17 protein-coding genes are annotated in these 16,300 nt (G+C 72.3%); 8 read left to right on the forward strand and 9 right to left on the reverse strand.

The window, feature by feature from the left end; translation table 11 throughout:
* Positions 1–8: 8 nt before the first annotated feature.
* From SM611_RS10020 to hrcA, 3 genes are all read right to left on the reverse strand, one after another.
* A complete protein-coding gene (locus tag SM611_RS10020; RefSeq protein ID WP_371948972.1) occupies positions 9–740 on the reverse strand; it encodes a 16S rRNA (uracil(1498)-N(3))-methyltransferase in 732 nt (243 codons plus the stop codon).
* An 88-nt stretch (positions 741–828) separates the two neighbouring features.
* The gene (dnaJ, locus tag SM611_RS10025; protein WP_371949472.1) at positions 829–1,965 is read right to left on the reverse strand and encodes a molecular chaperone DnaJ; all 1,137 of its coding nucleotides are present in this window, start codon (positions 1,963–1,965) and stop codon (positions 829–831) included.
* 2 nt (positions 1,966–1,967) lie between these two features.
* On the reverse strand, positions 1,968–2,981 hold the full coding sequence (hrcA, locus tag SM611_RS10030) for a heat-inducible transcriptional repressor HrcA (protein ID WP_371949473.1): 1,014 nt from the start codon (positions 2,979–2,981) through the stop codon (positions 1,968–1,970).
* A gap of 206 nt (positions 2,982–3,187) precedes the next feature.
* On the opposite strand from hrcA, the gene SM611_RS10035 reads away from it, so the two are divergent.
* On the forward strand, positions 3,188–4,000 hold the full coding sequence (locus tag SM611_RS10035) for a DUF3097 domain-containing protein (RefSeq protein WP_371948973.1): 813 nt from the start codon (positions 3,188–3,190) through the stop codon (positions 3,998–4,000).
* Here the strand turns inward: SM611_RS10035 and hemW are convergent.
* Together hemW and SM611_RS10045 are read right to left on the reverse strand one after the other, a co-directional pair.
* Positions 3,997–5,205 carry a radical SAM family heme chaperone HemW gene (hemW, locus tag SM611_RS10040; RefSeq protein WP_371948975.1) on the reverse strand — a complete coding sequence of 403 codons (1,209 nt, stop codon included), beginning with the start codon at positions 5,203–5,205 and terminating at the stop codon, positions 3,997–3,999. The genes SM611_RS10035 and hemW overlap by 4 nt on opposite strands.
* A 30-nt stretch (positions 5,206–5,235) precedes the next feature.
* Complete coding sequence (locus tag SM611_RS10045; RefSeq protein ID WP_371948976.1) at positions 5,236–5,628, reverse strand: antitoxin YezG family protein; 393 nt, start codon at positions 5,626–5,628, stop codon at positions 5,236–5,238.
* Positions 5,629–5,836: 208 nt separating this feature from the next.
* On the opposite strand from SM611_RS10045, the gene SM611_RS10050 reads away from it, so the two are divergent.
* The 3 genes from SM611_RS10050 to SM611_RS10060 all read left to right on the forward strand — a co-directional run bounded on the left by SM611_RS10050 (position 5,837) and on the right by SM611_RS10060 (position 8,934).
* Entirely contained in the window at positions 5,837–6,748 is a 912-nt protein-coding gene (locus tag SM611_RS10050; protein WP_371948977.1) for a hypothetical protein, read from the forward strand.
* 108 nt (positions 6,749–6,856) lie between these two features.
* Entirely contained in the window at positions 6,857–8,257 is a 1,401-nt protein-coding gene (locus SM611_RS10055; RefSeq protein ID WP_371948978.1) for a hypothetical protein, read from the forward strand.
* Positions 8,258–8,415: 158 nt separating this feature from the next.
* Entirely contained in the window at positions 8,416–8,934 is a 519-nt protein-coding gene (locus SM611_RS10060; RefSeq protein WP_371948979.1) for a magnetosome magnetite crystal formation protein family, read from the forward strand.
* Positions 8,935–8,973: 39 nt separating this feature from the next.
* Here SM611_RS10060 and lepA read toward each other — a convergent pair whose 3' ends face one another.
* Positions 8,974–10,848, reverse strand: coding sequence for a translation elongation factor 4 (gene lepA / locus SM611_RS10065; protein ID WP_371948980.1), 1,875 nt, complete (start codon positions 10,846–10,848; stop codon positions 8,974–8,976).
* Between the two features lie 204 nt (positions 10,849–11,052).
* On the opposite strand from lepA, the gene rpsT reads away from it, so the two are divergent.
* Positions 11,053–11,322, forward strand: a complete 270-nt coding sequence (gene rpsT, locus SM611_RS10070) for a 30S ribosomal protein S20 (protein WP_371948982.1) — start codon at positions 11,053–11,055, stop codon at positions 11,320–11,322.
* A gap of 57 nt (positions 11,323–11,379) precedes the next feature.
* A complete protein-coding gene (locus tag SM611_RS10075; protein ID WP_443112131.1) occupies positions 11,380–11,922 on the forward strand; it encodes an RNA 2'-phosphotransferase in 543 nt (180 codons plus the stop codon).
* Here SM611_RS10075 and SM611_RS10080 read toward each other — a convergent pair.
* Positions 11,864–12,367, reverse strand: a complete 504-nt coding sequence (locus tag SM611_RS10080) for a hypothetical protein (RefSeq protein ID WP_371948984.1) — start codon at positions 12,365–12,367, stop codon at positions 11,864–11,866. The two genes, SM611_RS10075 and SM611_RS10080, sit on opposite strands and share 59 nt — an antisense overlap.
* A 94-nt stretch (positions 12,368–12,461) precedes the next feature.
* Between SM611_RS10080 and SM611_RS10085 the strand changes: the two genes are divergently transcribed.
* Positions 12,462–13,382, forward strand: a complete 921-nt coding sequence (locus SM611_RS10085) for a LysR family transcriptional regulator (protein WP_371948985.1) — start codon at positions 12,462–12,464, stop codon at positions 13,380–13,382.
* On the forward strand, positions 13,322–13,735 hold the full coding sequence (locus SM611_RS10090; protein ID WP_371948987.1) for an SRPBCC family protein: 414 nt from the start codon (positions 13,322–13,324) through the stop codon (positions 13,733–13,735). Before SM611_RS10085 ends, SM611_RS10090 begins: the two co-directional genes overlap by 61 nt.
* Positions 13,736–13,817: 82 nt before the next feature.
* Here the strand turns inward: SM611_RS10090 and holA are convergent, their stop codons facing one another.
* Positions 13,818–14,771 (reverse strand): DNA polymerase III subunit delta, encoded by a 954-nt coding sequence (gene holA / locus SM611_RS10095; protein WP_371948989.1) that lies wholly within the window; start codon positions 14,769–14,771, stop codon positions 13,818–13,820.
* Positions 14,772–14,929: 158 nt separating this feature from the next.
* A complete protein-coding gene (locus tag SM611_RS10100) occupies positions 14,930–16,198 on the reverse strand; it encodes an IS256 family transposase (protein ID WP_371949476.1) in 1,269 nt (422 codons plus the stop codon).
* Between the last annotated feature and the right edge of the window lie 102 nt (positions 16,199–16,300).

The raw sequence follows: 16,300 nt of genomic DNA on the forward strand, positions 1-16,300 counted from the left end.
CGGCCCGGTCACCAGCGTCCGGTGGCGGCCAGCAGGACGCTGGCCGCCGCCACCCCGGCCGTCGACGTGCGCAGCACGGTCGGGCCGAGCCTGGCGGGACGCCCGCCCGCCGCGGCGAACCGGTCGAGCTCCGCGTCCGTGATCCCGCCCTCCGGGCCGACGACGAGGACGATGTCCCCCTCCGCGGGCGGCCGGACGGCGCTCAGCGGCGCCTCGGCCCCCTCGTGCAGGACCAACGCGAGGGACGCCGCGGCGATCCGCGCGGCGACGTCCTCGGTGGACGCCAGGTCCGGAATTTCGGGCAGCCGGCCGCGCCGCGCCTGCTTGCCCGCCTCCCGCGCCGTCGCGCGCCAGCGGCCGAGGGCCTTGTCGCGGCGCTCCGGGCGCCACCGGGTGACGCAGCGGTCCGCCGCCCACGGGACGATCATGTCCACGCCGGCCTCGGTCATGACCTCGACGGCCAGTTCGCCCCGGTCGCCCTTCGGGAGGGCCTGGACGACCACGAGGCGCGGCGCCGGCGGCGGCTCCCGGTGCCGGGCCAGCACGTCCAGCGTCAGGGACGCGCGGTCGGCGGCGGTGACGACGCACTCGGCCAGCAGGCCCGCGCCGTCGGTCAGGTCGACGCGCTCGCCGGGCCGCAGCCGCCGCACGGCCGCCGCGTGCCGCCCTTCGGGCCCGTCGAGGACGACCGTGTCCCGCTCCAGCGCGTCCGTCCCGGCGAGGAACACCGGCGGGCTCATGTGGGGCCTCCGCCTCTCAATGGTGGGAGTCGCCGCGATGCTGGGGGTCGCCGCGGCGGCCTTCCCGGTAGGCCGCCGCCACGGCGCTTCAGTGCTGGTTGAAGACGTCCTTGATGCGGGAGAACATGCCGTTGCGCTGCCCGGGCGCGAACTTGCCGGGCGGGCGCTCCTCGCCGCGCAGGACCGCGAGGCGGCGGAGCAACTCCTCCTGCTCCTCGTCCAGCCGGCCCGGCGTCTCCACGTTCACGTGGATCATCAGGTCGCCGCGGCCGCTCTCGTTGAGGTGCCGGACGCCCCGGTTGTAGAGCGTGATGACCTGCCCGGACTGCGTACCGGGCTTGATGTCGACGCTCTCGGCCGCGTCCAGCGTCTCGATGGTCACGCTGGTGCCGAGCGCCGCCGCGGTCATCGGGATCTCGACCGTGCAGTGCAGGTCGTCGCCCTCCCGCTCGAAGATCGGGTGCGGCTTCTCGACGATCTCCAGGAACAGGTCGCCGGGCGGGCCGCCGCCCGGGCCGACCTCGCCCTCGCCGGCGAGCTGGATGTGGATGCCGTTCTCCACCCCGGCCGGGATCTTGACCTTGACGGTGCGCCGGGTGCGGACCCGGCCGTCGCCGGAGCACTCGGTGCACGGGTTGCGGATCACCGACCCGAACCCGCCGCACGCCGGGCACGGCCGGGCCGTCATGACCTGGCCGAGGAACGAGCGCTGCACCTGCTGCACCTCGCCGCGCCCGTGGCACGTCTCGCACGTCTCCGGATGGGTGCCGGGCGCGCAGCCCGACCCCTCGCAGGCGCCGCAGGCGACCGCGGTGTCGATGGACAGCTCGCGGGTCGTGCCGAACGCGGTCTCGCCGAGGTCGAGCTCGACCCGCAGCGTCGCGTTGCGCCCGCGCCGCGCCCGCGACCGCGGGCCGCGCGAGGTCGCCGTCCCGAAGAAGGCGTCCATGATGTCGCTGAACGGGAACCCGGCGCCGCCGAACCCGCCGGCGCCCGCGCCGGCCCCGGACGCGAACGGGTCCGCGCCGAGGTCGTACATCTCCCGCTTCTTGGGGTCGGAGAGCACCTCGTACGCCTGGGTGATCTCCTTGAACTTCTCCTGGGTCTCCGGATCCGGGTTGACGTCCGGGTGGAGTTCCCGTGCGAGCCGGCGGTAGGCCTTCTTCACCTCGTCGGCGCTGGCGTCGCGCCGGACGCCCAGGGTCGCGTAGTAGTCGTTCGCCACTTTCACGACCCCGCCAGGATCTGTCCCACGTAGCGTGCCACTGCCCGTACCGCTCCCATCGTGCTGGGGTAATCCATGCGTGTAGGCCCGAGCACTCCTAGCCGGGCCAAGGTGAGGTCGCCCACCCCGTAGTCCGCGGCGACGACCGAGGTCGATCGGAGCCCCAGGTCGGGGTTCTCGGTGCCGATCCGCACCGTAACTGTAGAGGAGTCTCCCGTCTCGCCGAGCAGCCGCATGAGGACGACCTGCTCCTCAAGGGCCACCAGCACCTCCCGCAGGCTCTGCGAGAAGTCCACGGCGGCGAGGTTGGCCGCGCCGGCGAAGACGATCTTCTCCTCGTGGTTCTCGACGAGCGTCTCCAGCAGGACCGACAGCACCGCCGCCGCGACCGGCCGGTCGTCCGCCCCCACCTTCTCGGGGAGGTCGGCGAGCGCGGCCGGCACGTCGCCGAGGCCGAGTCCGTCCAGGCATGTGTTGAGCAACGCCCGCAGGTGGCCGATCGATTCCTCGGAGACCGTGCCGGGCGTATCGATGACCCGCTGCTCCACCCGCCCGGTGTTGGTGATCAGGACGAGCAGCAGCCGCCCCTCGGCGACCGGGACCAGCTCGACGTGCCGCACCGACGAGCGGGTCAGCGACGGGTACTGGACCACGGCGACCTGCCGGGTGAGCTGCGCGAGCAGCCGCACGGTGCGCCCGACGACGTCGTCGAGGTCGTAGGCCCCGGACAGGAACGTCTCGATCGCGCGCCGCTCGGCGACCGACAGCGGCTTGATCGTGGACAGCCGGTCGACGAACAGCCGGTAGCCCTTGTCGGTGGGGACGCGGCCCGCGCTGGTGTGCGGCTGGGCGATGTAGCCCTGCTCCTCCAGCACCGCCATGTCGTTGCGGATGGTGGCGGGCGACACCCCGAGGTTGTGCCGGTCCGCCAGGGCCTTCGACCCCACCGGCTCGTTGGTGGAGACGAAGTCCTCGACGATGGCGCGCAGGACCGCGAGCTTGCGGTCGTCCAGCACGGCGTCACCTCCCTCGTCCGGCCGGGCCCCTGCCGCTGGCACTCATTGCTCCTGAGTGCCAAGTGTACGGCCCCCGGAGCCCCGGTCGGAGGGCCCGCGCACTCCCCGCCGGGCTGCGCGATCCTATCCGTATCGGACGCGGGCGCCACGCCGAGGGACGAGGGGCGACGCCGCGCGGGCGTCCCGGCGGGTTAATGTGCGGACCCGTGCGCAGTAAGGACTACGGAAACGACGTGCTCGCCGGCGACTGGCGCAGGCCCCGCAAAGGCCAGATTCCCGAGGTTCCGGCGGAACCCGGCCTGGTCGCGGAGGATCCGGACAGCGGGTTCTGCGGCGCGGTGGTCGGCTGCGACAAGTTCGGCGTCACCCTGGAGGACCGGTTCGGCAAGCGGCGCGTGTTCCCGCTCACCAAGTCGGGCTTCCTCATCGACGGCGAGCCGGTGACGCTGGTCAGGCCGGGCGCCGCGCCGGCGGGGCCGGCGCGGTCGGCGTCCGGCTCCCTCGCCGTCCGGGGGCTGCGCGCCCAGGTGGCCAAGGAGAGCCGCATCTACGTGGAGGGCGTCCACGACGCCGAGCTGGTCGAGAAGATCTGGGGCCACGACCTGCGCGTCGAGGGCGTCGTCGTGGAGTACCTCGAAGGCGTGGACGACCTGCCCGCCATCGTCGAGGAGTTCGGCCCGGACGAGGAGCGCCGCCTCGGCGTCCTCGTCGACCACCTGGTGGAAGGGTCCAAGGAGTCCCGGATCGCGGCGCGGGTGTCGTCGCCGCACGTCCTCGTCACCGGGCACCCGTTCATCGACATCTGGGAGGCGGTCAAGCCCGCGGCCGTCGGCATCGAGGCGTGGCCCCGCGTCCCGCGCGGCGTCCCCTGGAAGGAGGGCGTGGTCGCCGAGCTCGGCTGGAACGACGGCACCGGCGCCGCCTGGAAGCGGATCCTGAACTCCGTGAACACCTACACCGACCTGGAGCCCGCCCTCCTGGGCCGGGTGGAAGAACTGATCGACTTCGTCACGTCCTAGGTCAGGTCGCGGACCAGGGCGTCCGCCAGGAGGCGGCCGCGGAGAGTCGGGACGGCCCGGCCCCGCTCGTAGGGGGCGCCTTGCAGGAGGCCCTCGTCGACGGCCCTGCGGACGGCCCTGTCGTCCAGGAGTTCCGTGGGGCAGCCCTGGGCCAGGCGCAGTTCGAGCATGATGCGCTCGATCCGGCGGTCCTCGTCGGACAGGACCTCCCTGGCGTGGGCGGGCGTGACCCCCTCGGCCAGGCGGGAGGCGTAGGCGGCGGGGTGCTTGACGTTCCACCAGCGGGTCCCGCCCACGTGGCTGTGCGCGCCCGGCCCGACGCCCCACCAGTCGGCGCCCGTCCAATAGAGCATGTTGTGCCGGCAGGCGGCGGACGGGTCGGCGGCCCAGTTGGAGATCTCGTACCAGTGCAGGCCGCGGGCGCTGAGCATCTCGTCGGCGATGAGGTAGCGGTCGGCCATGGCGTCGTCGTCCGGGGGCGTGAGCTCGCCGCGCCTCACCTGCGCCGCCAAACGGGTCCCCTCCTCGACGATGAGCGCGTAGGCCGACACGTGGTCGGGCTCAGACGACAGGGCCGCCTCCAGGGAGGCCCTCCAGTCGTCGTCGGTCTCCCCCGGCGTGCCGTAGATGAGGTCGAGGTTGATGTGCTCGAAGCCGGCCTCGCGCGTCCACTCCACAACCTGCGGGACGCGTCCGGGCGTGTGCGTGCGCTCCAGGACGGCCAGGACGTGCTCGCGCGCGCTCTGCATGCCGTACGAGATGCGGGTGAATCCGGCTTCGCGGAGCTTGGCCAAGTAGGCCTCGTCCACCGACTCGGGGTTCGCCTCGGTGGTGACCTCCGCGTTCTCGGCGAGCCCGAACTCGGCGTCGATCGCGGCGAGGACGCGGCCCAGGTCGTCCGGCGGAAGCAGCGTCGGCGTGCCGCCGCCCACGAAGACCGTTTCGACGGGGAGATCGGCGTCCCCGAGCACGCGCCGCGCCATCCGCACCTCGCCGATGGCGGTGTCGGCGTAGGAGTCGCGGCCGGCGCCGGGCCCGAGCTCCGTCGCCGTGTAGGTGTTGAAGTCGCAGTACCCGCACCGCGTCACGCAGAAGGGCACATGGACGTAGAAGGCGAAGGGGCGATCGCCCAGGCCCGCCAGGGCGCTGCCGGGCAGCGCGCCGTCGGCCGGTACGGGGTCGCCGTCGGGAAGCGTGGATGGCACCCCTCAAGTCTGCCTCCCGCGCCCGGCTGCTCAGACCTCGTCGAGCTTCGCGCGGAGCCAGTCCGGGATGTGGGCCTCCGCGCGGGGGAAGCGGTCGAGGTCCAGGGCGTAGGCGGACGGGGTGAGCGGCGGCGTGAACTCCGGCTCGCCGTCGTAGTCGAACTCGGCGCTGAACCGGCCCGACCGCTCGATCTGCAGGCGCGCGGTGAACCAGGCGCCCTTGCCGCTCCGGTACATGACGCGGCGCAGCTCGTCCATCCTCCCGATGGCCTGGCCGGGCGGGATGGCGGTGCGGCGGCCGCCGGACGCGTCCTCGACCTCGAAGGACGCGCTGTCGATGCCGACCGTCGCGCGGAACTCGAAGTCGAGCCGCTCCCAGCCGTCGGGGGCGGCGGAGCGCAGCGCGCGGACGGCGCCGTTCACCGTTTCCCGTTCCTTCGCAGAACGCAGAACCTGCTCGGGGTGGGTCACGCTACCTCCGGGAGGTCGGGTCGGGACCGTCTGGCCGCTGCTCCGACCGTACCGACATACGCGCCGAGGTCGAGCAACCCCCGCCGTGTCGTCGGGAAACCACCCGCCGGGCGGCCGGAATGGAGCCTGCCGACCCTCTTGGGTGGATAGTGTCATCGGGATGGTGGACGAGGGTGCGGCCGAGCGGGGACGTGCGCCGGCGCGGGTGCTGCTGCAGGGCGGGCCGGACGGCTGGCACTGCGTCGTGGTCGACGGGGCGGGCGGCGAGCGGCGCAGCGACTTCGCCGGCGCGGGGACGCGCTGGGCGACCGGCGGGTCCGGCGACCCGGAGCCGCCGTGGTGGCGCCGCCGGCTCGCCGAGACGGCCGACGGGCTGCGCGAGGCGGTCGCCGAGCGGCTGACCGACGCGACGTTCCGCGCCCTCGGCGTCGAGGCCGTGATCACCTGGTTCGCGGTGGACGAGCCGGTCGCGTGGGAGGGGCTCGTCACGCTCCGGGAGGCCGATCCGGCGCGGTTCCCCGGCCGGGTCAAGCCGTTCGTGGTCACCCTGGAGCCGGGGCGCGGGGCGCTGCTGCCGGACGCGGACCTGCTGTTCAGCACGGACGCCCCCGACGCGTGGACGGCGCTCGCCGCCGTCGCCGAGCGCTGCGGCACCCCGCCGCCGAAGACGTCGCTGCTGTGCGGGTGGGCCGGCCACCGGAGCGTCCGGGTCGGGCGCGGGACGCTGGCGCTGTCCACCGACCGGGGCGAGGACGGCGTGGAACGGCTCGCTGAGATCTGCGGGACCCGTTCACCCGGCTGGAGCGGCAACCCGGAGCTGCGGTTCCGGCTGGACGGCGTCGACCTGCTCGACGAGCCCGCCGCCGACGTCGTCGCGCTGCTGCGGGAGCTGGGGCACGACGTCGTCCGGCGGGGGCGGACGGTGCGGCTGGGCGCGTCCGGGCTCACCCTCTACGGGCCCGACCTGCCCGGCGAGGCGGAGCGGTTCACGACCGCGTCGCTGCAGCCCCCCGCCGCGCTCGCCCCGCTCCGGACCGCGTCGCGGCGGGCCCCGTACCGGAGCCCCGCCTGAACCGCGCCTGAACCTCGCCTGAACCTCGCGCCGGGCTCACCGAGCCGACACCGGCGGGCGACCGCGCCGTCACCGGATCGCGACCCGGCCGCCCTAGTTTCCCTGATCATGAGAAGCCGCGCGCGTCATGCCGTGCTCGCCGTGTCCGGCGCCGCCCTCGCCGGCGCTCCCCTCGCGCTCACCGCCCCGCCCGCGAACGCCGCCGTCCCCGCGGGCGCGATCACCGTCGTCCGCGGCGGCCCCGCCAGGTCGCTCCCGTTCACCGCCCGTCGCGCCGGTGAGGCGGTGATCTCCTTCACCGCGTCCGCCCCCGGCGTCTCATGGGTGCGGACCGGCGCCGAGTCGGCCGTGGTGTCGGTCTCGGTGGACGGACGCCATGTGACCGATCTCGTCGTCCCGTCGTCCGACCCGGTCCCCCGCAGCCTCGGACTCGGACAGGTCGGGAAGGGCCGCCACAAGGTGACGCTCCGTTTCGCGAAGGGCAGCGCGCCCGCCGCCCGCCGCGTCACCCTCCGGCGCGCCGGGGTTCGGATGTCGGACGCGCTCGCGCTGCGGCACGCGCCGATCGTCGTGGGCCGGACGGGCTGGCCGTTCGGCGACCCCTACCAGAACGCCGCCACCGACACCCCGCTGATCGCCTGGCACGAGACGCGGGCCGCCGCGACGCCGGGGCACCGCGTCATCGAGTACTCGCTCGTCTGGAGCAACGAGGACGGCGGCACCGACACGCCCGCCCTCATGGCCCGCTGGGGCCGGACGACCGACATCGAGTGGGTGTACCGGGTCGAGGTCGACGCGTCCGGGAACCGGGTGGACGGCACCGCCGTCTACCAGGCGCCCCTGCACCTGACGCTGAAGTTCGCCGGCCGGTACGAGGGCGACCATCCGGTGCTGCAGACCTGCACGCAGAACAACAACATGTGCGACGTGATCTCGCCCGACCCGCCGCTGCGCTTCCTGCTCGACGCGTCCGCGACACGCCCGGACGGGCGCGCCCGCGAGATCGTCATGGACCGCGAGCCGTGGACGTACCGGATCGCGGCGCAGGAGATGGTGCGCGAGGGGAAGATCGAGGACCCGTCCGATCCGGCGACGCGGCAGGTCGGCGACCAGCGCACCTACCTGTTCGTGGAGTTCGCCAAGGCGACCGGCGCGGCGGCCGGGAGCGGGTCGGCGCCGGGTGTGGCGCTCGGGGTGCGGCTGAAGTCCGCCCCGTCCAGGCTGTACCGGTCCGATCACGACGAGCCGACCTGGTCGATCGACCGCGACGGCGCCGTCGCCACCACCGTCGAACTGCCCGAGGGCACGCGGATCGCCGACATCGCGGGCATCGAGGCCGTCCGCCGCCCGACCGGATGGGGCGACAACGGCGCGCCGGTCACGGTCACGTCCGTGAACCGTGGGTTCTTCCTGGACGCGTCGTACCTGCCGCAGCCGTCGTCCATCACCTGGACGGGCTCGGTCACGCTCACCGGGGCGAACCCGTCCGCCGTCATCTGGCGGCCCTGACCGTGCGGGCCGGCCGCCCGGCCCGTGGCGCGAAACGGCCACGGACCGGGAGGCCGGAGGGAACCCGTCCGAACCTCTCGGACGTCCAAGGAGTCATACACTTCGCGCAATAGCTCGCACGGCGAACGCGCAGCGAACTAGAGGAGAGGACTTCCGCCATGGCCTACGGGCCTCCCCCGTCGCCCGGCCAAGGACAGCAGCCCGGCCAGGGCTGGCAGCAGCCGCAGCAGCAGGCCCCCTGGCAGCAGCCCGGAAACGCGTGGCAGCAGCCCCAGCAGCAGCCCGGCGCGGGCTGGCAGCAGCCCCAGGCGGGCGGAGGCACCGCCCAGATGCCCGGCCACTACGGGCCCGTCAGCGACGACGACAGGACATGGTCGCTGATGGCGTACGTGGGCCAGTTCCTCGTGGGCGCGGTCGCACCGGCCATCGTCTACTTCGGCAAGGCCGGATCGCCGTTCGCGCGGCGGCACGCGGCGCAGGGCCTCAACATGGGCATCGCCGCCATCGCCGTCTGGTTCGTCTTCGGCCTGCTGTCCCTGGCCGTCGACTTCTTCATCTGGGTGCCGCTGCTGTTCACGGCCGCCGTGATGTTCTTCCTCGTGTACGCGGGGCGGGCCGCCAACCGCGGCGAGTTCCGCCGCGTCCCGGCCGCGGTGGCCTGGCCCATCCTGAAGTAGCCGGCCGCCGGGCCGGACGCTACCTCTTGGGGCCGGGCGCTACTTCTTGCCCTTGTCGGCGTCGCCGCCACCGGTGGAGAGGGCGGCGACGAAGGCCTCCTGCGGGACGTCCACCCGCCCGATGGTCTTCATCCGCTTCTTGCCCTCCTTCTGCTTCTCCAGCAGCTTGCGCTTGCGGGAGATGTCGCCGCCGTAGCACTTGGCGAGGACGTCCTTGCGGATGGCGCGGATGTTCTCGCGGGCGATGATCCGGGCCCCGATCGCGGCCTGGATGGGCACCTCGTACTGCTGCCGGGGGATGAGCTCCTTCAGCTTGGAGGTCATCATCAGCCCGTACTCGCGCGACTTGTCCTTGTGCACGATCTGGCTGAACGCGTCCACCGACTCGCCCTGCAGCAGGATGTCGACCTTCACGAGGTCGGACTCCTGCTCGCCGCTGGGCTCGTAGTCGAGCGAGGCGTACCCGCGCGTCTTCGACTTCAGCTGGTCGAAGAAGTCGAAGATGATCTCGGCGAGCGGCAGCGTGTAGCGGATCTCGACGCGGTCCTCCGACAGGTAGTCCATGCCGAGCAGGACGCCGCGGCGGCCCTGGCACAGCTCCATGATCGCGCCGATGTGCTCGGCCGGGGACAGCAGCGTCGCCTTCACCACCGGCTCGTACACCGTGCCGATCTTGCCCTCGGGGAACTCGCTGGGGTTGGTGACGATGTGCTCCGACCCGTCCTCCATCAGCACGCGGTAGACGACGTTCGGCGCGGTCGAGATCAGCGACAGGTCGAACTCGCGCTCCAGCCGCTCCCGGACGATCTCCATGTGCAGCAGGCCGAGGAAGCCGCAGCGGAACCCGAACCCGAGCGCCGCCGACGTCTCCGGCTCGTACACGAGCGCGGCGTCGTTCAGCCGCAGCTTGTCGAGCGCGTCCCGCAGCTCCGGGTACTGGTCGCCGTCCACCGGGTAGAGGCCGGAGAACACCATCGGCTTCGGGTCGCGGTAGCCGCCGAGCGCCTTGGGCGCCGGGCGGGACGCGATGGTCACGGTGTCGCCGACCCGCGCCTGCCGGACGTCCTTCACCCCGGTGATCAGGTAGCCGACCTCGCCGACGCCGAGGCCCCGCACGGGCTTGGGCTCCGGGGAGATCACGCCGACCTCCAGGGTCTCGTGCGCGGCCCCGGTCGACATCATCAGGCTCTTCTCGCGGCGCGACAGGTGCCCGTCGATGATCCGGACGTAGGTGACGACGCCCCGGTAGGTGTCGTAGACCGAGTCGAAGATCAGCGCGCGGGCGGGGCCGTCGGGGTCGCCGACCGGGGCCGGCACCTCCTCGACGATCTTGTCGAGCAGCTCGCGGACGCCCTCTCCGGTCTTGCCGGACACGCGCAGCACGTCCGAGGGGTCGCAGCCGATGATCCCGGCCAGCTCCTCGGCGTACTTGTCGGGCTGCGCGGCCGGGAGGTCGATCTTGTTCAGCACCGGGATGAGGTGCAGGTCGGCCTCCAGCGCCAGGTACAGGTTCGCGAGCGTCTGCGCCTCGATGCCCTGCGCCGCGTCCACCAGCAGTACCGCGCCCTCGCACGCCGCCAGCGACCGCGACACCTCGTAGGAGAAGTCGACGTGCCCGGGGGTGTCGATCAGGTTCAGGACGTGGTCGACCCCGCCGGACGTCCACGGCAGCCGGACGGCCTGGCTCTTGATCGTGATGCCGCGCTCGCGCTCGATGTCCATGCGGTCGAGGTACTGGGCGCGCATCTGGCGCCCCTCGACGACACCCGTCAGCTGCAGCATCCGGTCCGCGAGGGTCGACTTGCCGTGGTCGATGTGCGCGATGATGCAGAAGTTGCGGATGATCGCGGGATCGGTCTTGTCGGGCTGAGGCGCTGGCACCGGGGTCCGTTCGCAATACTCACTGGTGGGCATGGCTGGTGTGCTTCCATAGTCCCATGCCGGGCGCGATGCTCCGTGCACGGCCCGGTTTGGGGCGGGCCCCGGTGATTGGTAGGCTGTGCGACTGCGTGTGGCGTAGCGTCGTGCCCCGGGGGCACCGTCCCGCCCCCGTTCAGACATCTGTTGGAGCCTGCCGGCGAGCAGGCGAGGATCGCTACCAAGCTGAGGCACTACGACGTGGCTAACATCAAGTCCCAGATCAAGCGCAACAAGCAGAACGAGAAGGCCCGGCTGCGCAACAAGGCCGTCAAGTCCGAGCTGAAGACGGCGATCCGCAAGTTCCGCGAGGCCGCCGACGCCGGCAACCTCGACGAGGCCGTCGCCGCGCAGCGCGCCGCCGCGCGCAAGCTGGACAAGGCCGCCAGCAAGGGCGTCATCCACAAGAACCAGGCCGCCAACCGCAAGTCGGCGATCGCCAAGCGCGCCGCCGACCTGCAGGCCAAGTAGGCAGCGCCGCACGCCCGGGGCCGGCCGTTCCGCGTGCCGGCCCCGACGCATGTCCACATGCCCATGGACCAGCGCCGCGCGGTGAAGATCTCGAAGTATCTCGCCAAGCATCTGCGGCACCGCCCCGAGCGGATCGGCCTCACCCTCGACGCCGGGGGCTGGGCGGACGTCAGCGAGCTGCTCGACGCCGCCGCTCGGAACGGCTTCGCGTTGACCCGCGCCGAACTGGAACACGTGGTCGACGTCAATGACAAGAAGCGCTACGAACTGGACGGGGAACGGATACGGGCCGTCCAGGGCCATTCCGTGCCGGTCGAACTCGACCTGCCGCCCACGCCCCCGCCGGAGTTCCTCTACCACGGCACCGTTCGCCGTTCCGCGGACGTGATCCTTCGCGAGGGGCTGCTGCCGATGGGCCGGCACGCCGTCCACCTGTCCGCCGACCGCGAGACCGCCGGGCGCGTCGGCGCCCGGCGCGGCCGGCCGGTCGTCCTCACGGTCGAATCCGGGCGGATGGCCGCGGCCGGGCACGAGTTCCGGGTCAGCGCGAACGGCGTGTGGCTGGCCGATTCCGTCCCGCCGGAATATCTCCGCGAATGACCTCCGCCGCCTCCCAGCCGGGAAGGTGCCGCACCCATTCCGGCCCCTCGTCCGGCCCGAACAGGTACCGGTAGGGCACGATCTCGCGAATGGCGCGGTGTACGTCCAGCCGGTCGTCGATCATGTGCGTGATGCCGAGTTCGGCGCAGTGCTCCGCCTTCTCCGCCCGCTTCCGGCAGAACCGGACGTTCTCTCTGGGCAGCCCCGTCCTGGCATAGAAGTCATGGTGGTCGAGCCAAGCCAGCGTCCGCTTCCGTATCCGGTCGCCGCATTTCGAGATGATCCAGGCCCGCCCTTCGAAGGCCTCGACGAGGCCGGGCAGCACGTCGTAGACGCCCTCGGTCGCGGGAGAGGCGATCGCGTCCTCGAAACTCCCGCCAAGGAAGACGGTGTCGTCGTCGCCGGGAGCCAGCAGGCCCCCGTGAATGACCCGGCCGAAATCCACGCCGAGCCGAGGTTCGATGTTCATGTGCTCAACTCTCCGCCCGGCGCTACTAAAGCAGAACTATTAACAAGCCTTTTGGCTATAGTTGCTGCCTATGGACCTGGGTCGCCTGTCCACGGACGCGCTCGCCTCGTTCGCCGTCTTCGCCGACCACCTCAACTTCACCCGCGCCGCCGGCGAACTCCACATCTCGCAGCCCGCCCTCCACGTCAAGGTGCGGAAACTGTCCGAGGCCGTCGGCCGTCCCCTCTACACCCGGCACGGACGCCGCCTCGCCCTGACCCCGGCCGGCGAACGCGTCGCCCGTTTCGCCCGCGACCTCGATGCCCGCATGACCTCGTTCCTCGCCGAGATGGACGGCACCGCCGCGTCCCGCGCCCCGGCCCTGGCCGCCGGCGAGGGCGCCTACCTGTACCTGCTCGGCGACGCCGTCCACCCCGGCGTCCGGCTGATCAACGGCGACCGCGCCCGCACCCTCGCCGCCGTCCGCACCGGCCGCGCCGACGTGGGCGTCGCCGTCCTGGACGTCCTGCCGGCCGACGTGGAGACCGAGCTGCTGGCGTCCTACCCCCAGGCACTGGTCATGCCGGACGACCACCCGCTGGCCGCGCTCCCCCGCCTCGCCCTCTGCGACCTCGCCGGCGCCGCCCTCGTCGTCCCGCCCCCGGCCGGCCCGCACCGCGTCACCCTCGAACGCGCGCTGCGCGCCGCCGAGGTCCCGTGGTCCCTCGCCGTCGAGGCGGAGGGCTGGCCCCTCATGCTGCACTTCGTGGCGCTGCGCATCGGCGTGGCCGTCGTGAACGGCTGCGTCCCGCCGCCGCCCGGCCTGACCGCCCGCGAGATCATCGACCTGCCCGCGGTGCCCTACTACGCTCTGCACCTGCCGGGCCGCGCCGACGACCCCCTGGTCACCGGCCTCCTGTCCGCCGTCCGCACCGCCGTGAGGAGCACACCGTGCATTTCGAGGTATCCGTCGACATCGACGCCACGCCCGAGACCGTCTGGAACCTCCTGAAGGACGTCGAACGCTGGCCCGACATGACGGACTCGATCGACCGTGTCGAACTGCTCGACGCACCCATCGCCCTCTCCAGCCGGGCCCGCGTCCACCAGCCGAAGCTCCCCGCCGCCACCTGGACGGTCACCGGCTTCACGGAGAACGAGACCTTCACCTGGGAGTCCCGGTCCCCCGGCGTCACCACCACCGCCGCCCACGAGATCACCACCCGGGACGGCACGACGACCGTCCGCCTGATCCTCGACCAGACGGGCCCCCTGGCCGGCCTGTTCTCCCTCCTCACGGGCCGCCTCACCCGCCGCTACGTGACCATGGAGGCCAACGGCCTGAAAGCCAAGGCCGAACAGTGACCCCTCGCCACCCACCGCACGACGGCCGCTGGCCGCCCCGTCCCGACCCGCCAGCACCTCGACCTCGGAGGCCCGACTCCGATCAACCGCGGGAGGCGACGATCTCGGCGACGGTCCTCTCCAGGGCGTAGGCCGGATCGGCCGCACCGCCCTTGACCGCCTCGTCGGCCTCGGCGACCGCCGCCAGCGCCCGCGCGACCCCGTCACCGGACCAGCCCCGCAACTGCCTCTGCACCCGTTCGATCTTCCACGGCGGCATGCCGAGGTCCTTCGCCAGCGCCGCGCCCCGCGCCCCGCGCGGTGCCCCGCCGACCTTCGCCAGCCCCCGCACGCCCTGGGCGAGAGCGCTGACGATCAGCACCGGCGCCACGCCCGTGGCGAGCGCCCACCGCAGCTGCTCCAGGGCCTCGGCGAGCTGCCCCTCGATCGCCTTGTCCGCCACCGTGAACCCGCTGACCTCGGCGCGCCCCCGGTAGTACCGGGCGACGGCCGCGTCATCGACCTTCCCCCCGGTGTCGGCCACCAGCTGGCTGCACGCCGCCGCCAGCTCGCGCAGGTCGGTCCCCACCGCGTCGATCAGCCCGCGCGCGCCGTCCGCCGAGATCTTCCCGCCCGCCCTGCGGATCTCGGCCCGGACGAAGTCGACCCGCTCCCCCGCCTTGGTGACCTTCGGGCACGAGATCTTGCGCGCCTTGAGCTTGGTCAGCCCGTCCACCAGCGCCTTCCCCTTGGCCCCGCCGTGGTGGACGGCCACCAGCACCACGTCGTCCGCCGGGTTCTTCGCGTACTTCAGCACCTCGGCGGCCAAGTCCTTGCCCAGATCCTGCGCGGCCCGGACGACCAGCACCTTCCCGCCACCGAACAGCGACGGCGACGTCAGCTCGGAGATCCGCCCGGGCTCCAACCCGCCCGGCGCCAGATCGATGACCTCGACCTCCGGGTCCGCCGCCCGCACCGACGCGACGACCTCCCCGATCGCCCGCTCGACAAGCAGCTCTTCGTCCCCGACGACCAGCACGATGGACTCAACCGACACCCCAGCAGCATCCCACGCCCGCACACCCCCCACCGCCCGAACACCCCCCCGACACCCACGCACACCGCCGCCTTCGACCTCACCTTCGAAGGCCGCCTGGCCGCCGCCCGCACTAGACGGGTGTGTCCAGTTAACGGTGTAACTCGATCTTGCTTGGGTCAGTTGCGGGCGGCGGTGAGGCGGCCTTCGAAGGCGATGTCGAAGGCGTTGAGGGCGGCCTTCCAGCGGGCGATCCAGCGTTTGCGGCCGGTGCCGGTGGGGTCGAGGCTCATCACTGCGAGGTAGACGCACTTGAGGGCGGCCTGCTCGTTGGGGAAGTGGCCGCGGGCCTTGACGGCGCGGCGGATGCGGGCGTTGACCGACTCGATGGCGTTGGTGGAGCACACGACCTTGCGGATCTCGGGGTCGAACTGCAGGAACGGGACGAACTCGGCCCAGGCGTTCTCCCACAGCCGCACGATCGCCGGGTACTTGGTGCCCCAGGTCTCGGCGAACTCCAGCCATCGCTCGGTCGCGGCCGACTCGGTCGGCGCGGTGTAGACGGGCTTGAGCGCACGCGCGATCTTGTCCCAGTCCTGGCGGGCGGCGTACCGGAACGAGTTGCGCAGCAGATGCACGATGCACGTCTGCACCAGGGCCTGCGGCCAGACGTTGCCGACCGCGTCGGGCAGGCCGGTCAGCCCGTCGCACACGACCATGCACGCGTCGCTGACGCCCCGGTTGCGCAGTTCGGTGAGGACCTGCAGCCAGTACTTGGCGCCTTCTCCGCCGTCGCCGGCCCACAGTCCCAGGATGTCGCGGGTGCCGTCGACGGTGACGGCCAGCGCCACGTAGATGGGGCGGTTGGCGACGTGCCCGTCGCGGATCTTGACGTGGATGGCATCCAGGAAGATCACCGGGTAGACGGGGTCGAGCGGCCGGTTCTGCCACTCGGCCATCGAGTCCAGGACCTTGTCGGTGATGGTCGAGATGGTCTGCTTGGACACCGAGGCGTCGTACACCTCGGCCAGGTGAGCCGAGATCTCCCCGTGTGTGAGGCCTTTGGCCGACAGGGACAGCACCATCTCGTCCACGCCGGTCAGGCGCCGCTGCCGTTTGCGGACGATCTTCGGTTCGAAGGTGGCGTCCCGGTCCCGCGGGACGTCGATCTCGATGGGCCCGACCTCGGTGGTCACGGTCTTGGACCGGTGCCCGTTACGGACGTTCCCGCCGCCTTCGTCGGCCCGTTCGTGGCGGTCACGGCCCAGGTGGTCGGTGAGCTCGCCCTCGAGTGCGGACTCCAGCACCCGCTTGGTCAGCTCGGCCAGCAGACCGCCCTCACCGGTCAACTCCAAGCCCTGCTCGCGGGCCTGGGCGACCAGCCGGCCGACCAGCTCCTGCTCGACCACGGCCACCGGACCGCGCTTCTCGTCGGGCTCGGCCACCATGGCCTCCGTCTTCACTTCAGTCGTCATCAGGTGTCACTCCTTGATCAGGAGTTACACCGAAAACCGTACAGTCCCACCTAGACCCCGCAAGATCGAGTTACA

Origin of the sequence: Actinomadura monticuli (assembly GCF_041463655.1) — a bacterium.
Taxonomy (GTDB): domain Bacteria; phylum Actinomycetota; class Actinomycetes; order Streptosporangiales; family Streptosporangiaceae; genus Spirillospora; species Spirillospora monticuli.

Bases quoted from the DNA above. Each gene is read 5' to 3' on its own strand.
- SM611_RS10020 (WP_371948972.1), bottom strand. From the start codon at position 740: ATGAGCCCGCCGGTGTTCCTCGCCGGGACGGACGCGCTGGAGCGGGAC.
- SM611_RS10050 (WP_371948977.1), top strand. From the start codon at position 5,837: ATGGTGGACGAGGGTGCGGCCGAGCGGGGACGTGCGCCGGCGCGGGTG.
- SM611_RS10055 (WP_371948978.1), top strand. From the start codon at position 6,857: ATGAGAAGCCGCGCGCGTCATGCCGTGCTCGCCGTGTCCGGCGCCGCC.
- SM611_RS10060 (WP_371948979.1), top strand. From the start codon at position 8,416: ATGGCCTACGGGCCTCCCCCGTCGCCCGGCCAAGGACAGCAGCCCGGC.
- lepA (WP_371948980.1), bottom strand. From the start codon at position 10,848: ATGCCCACCAGTGAGTATTGCGAACGGACCCCGGTGCCAGCGCCTCAG.
- SM611_RS10075 (WP_443112131.1), top strand. From the start codon at position 11,380: ATGCCCATGGACCAGCGCCGCGCGGTGAAGATCTCGAAGTATCTCGCC.
- SM611_RS10085 (WP_371948985.1), top strand. From the start codon at position 12,462: ATGGACCTGGGTCGCCTGTCCACGGACGCGCTCGCCTCGTTCGCCGTC.
- SM611_RS10100 (WP_371949476.1), bottom strand. From the start codon at position 16,198: ATGGTGGCCGAGCCCGACGAGAAGCGCGGTCCGGTGGCCGTGGTCGAG.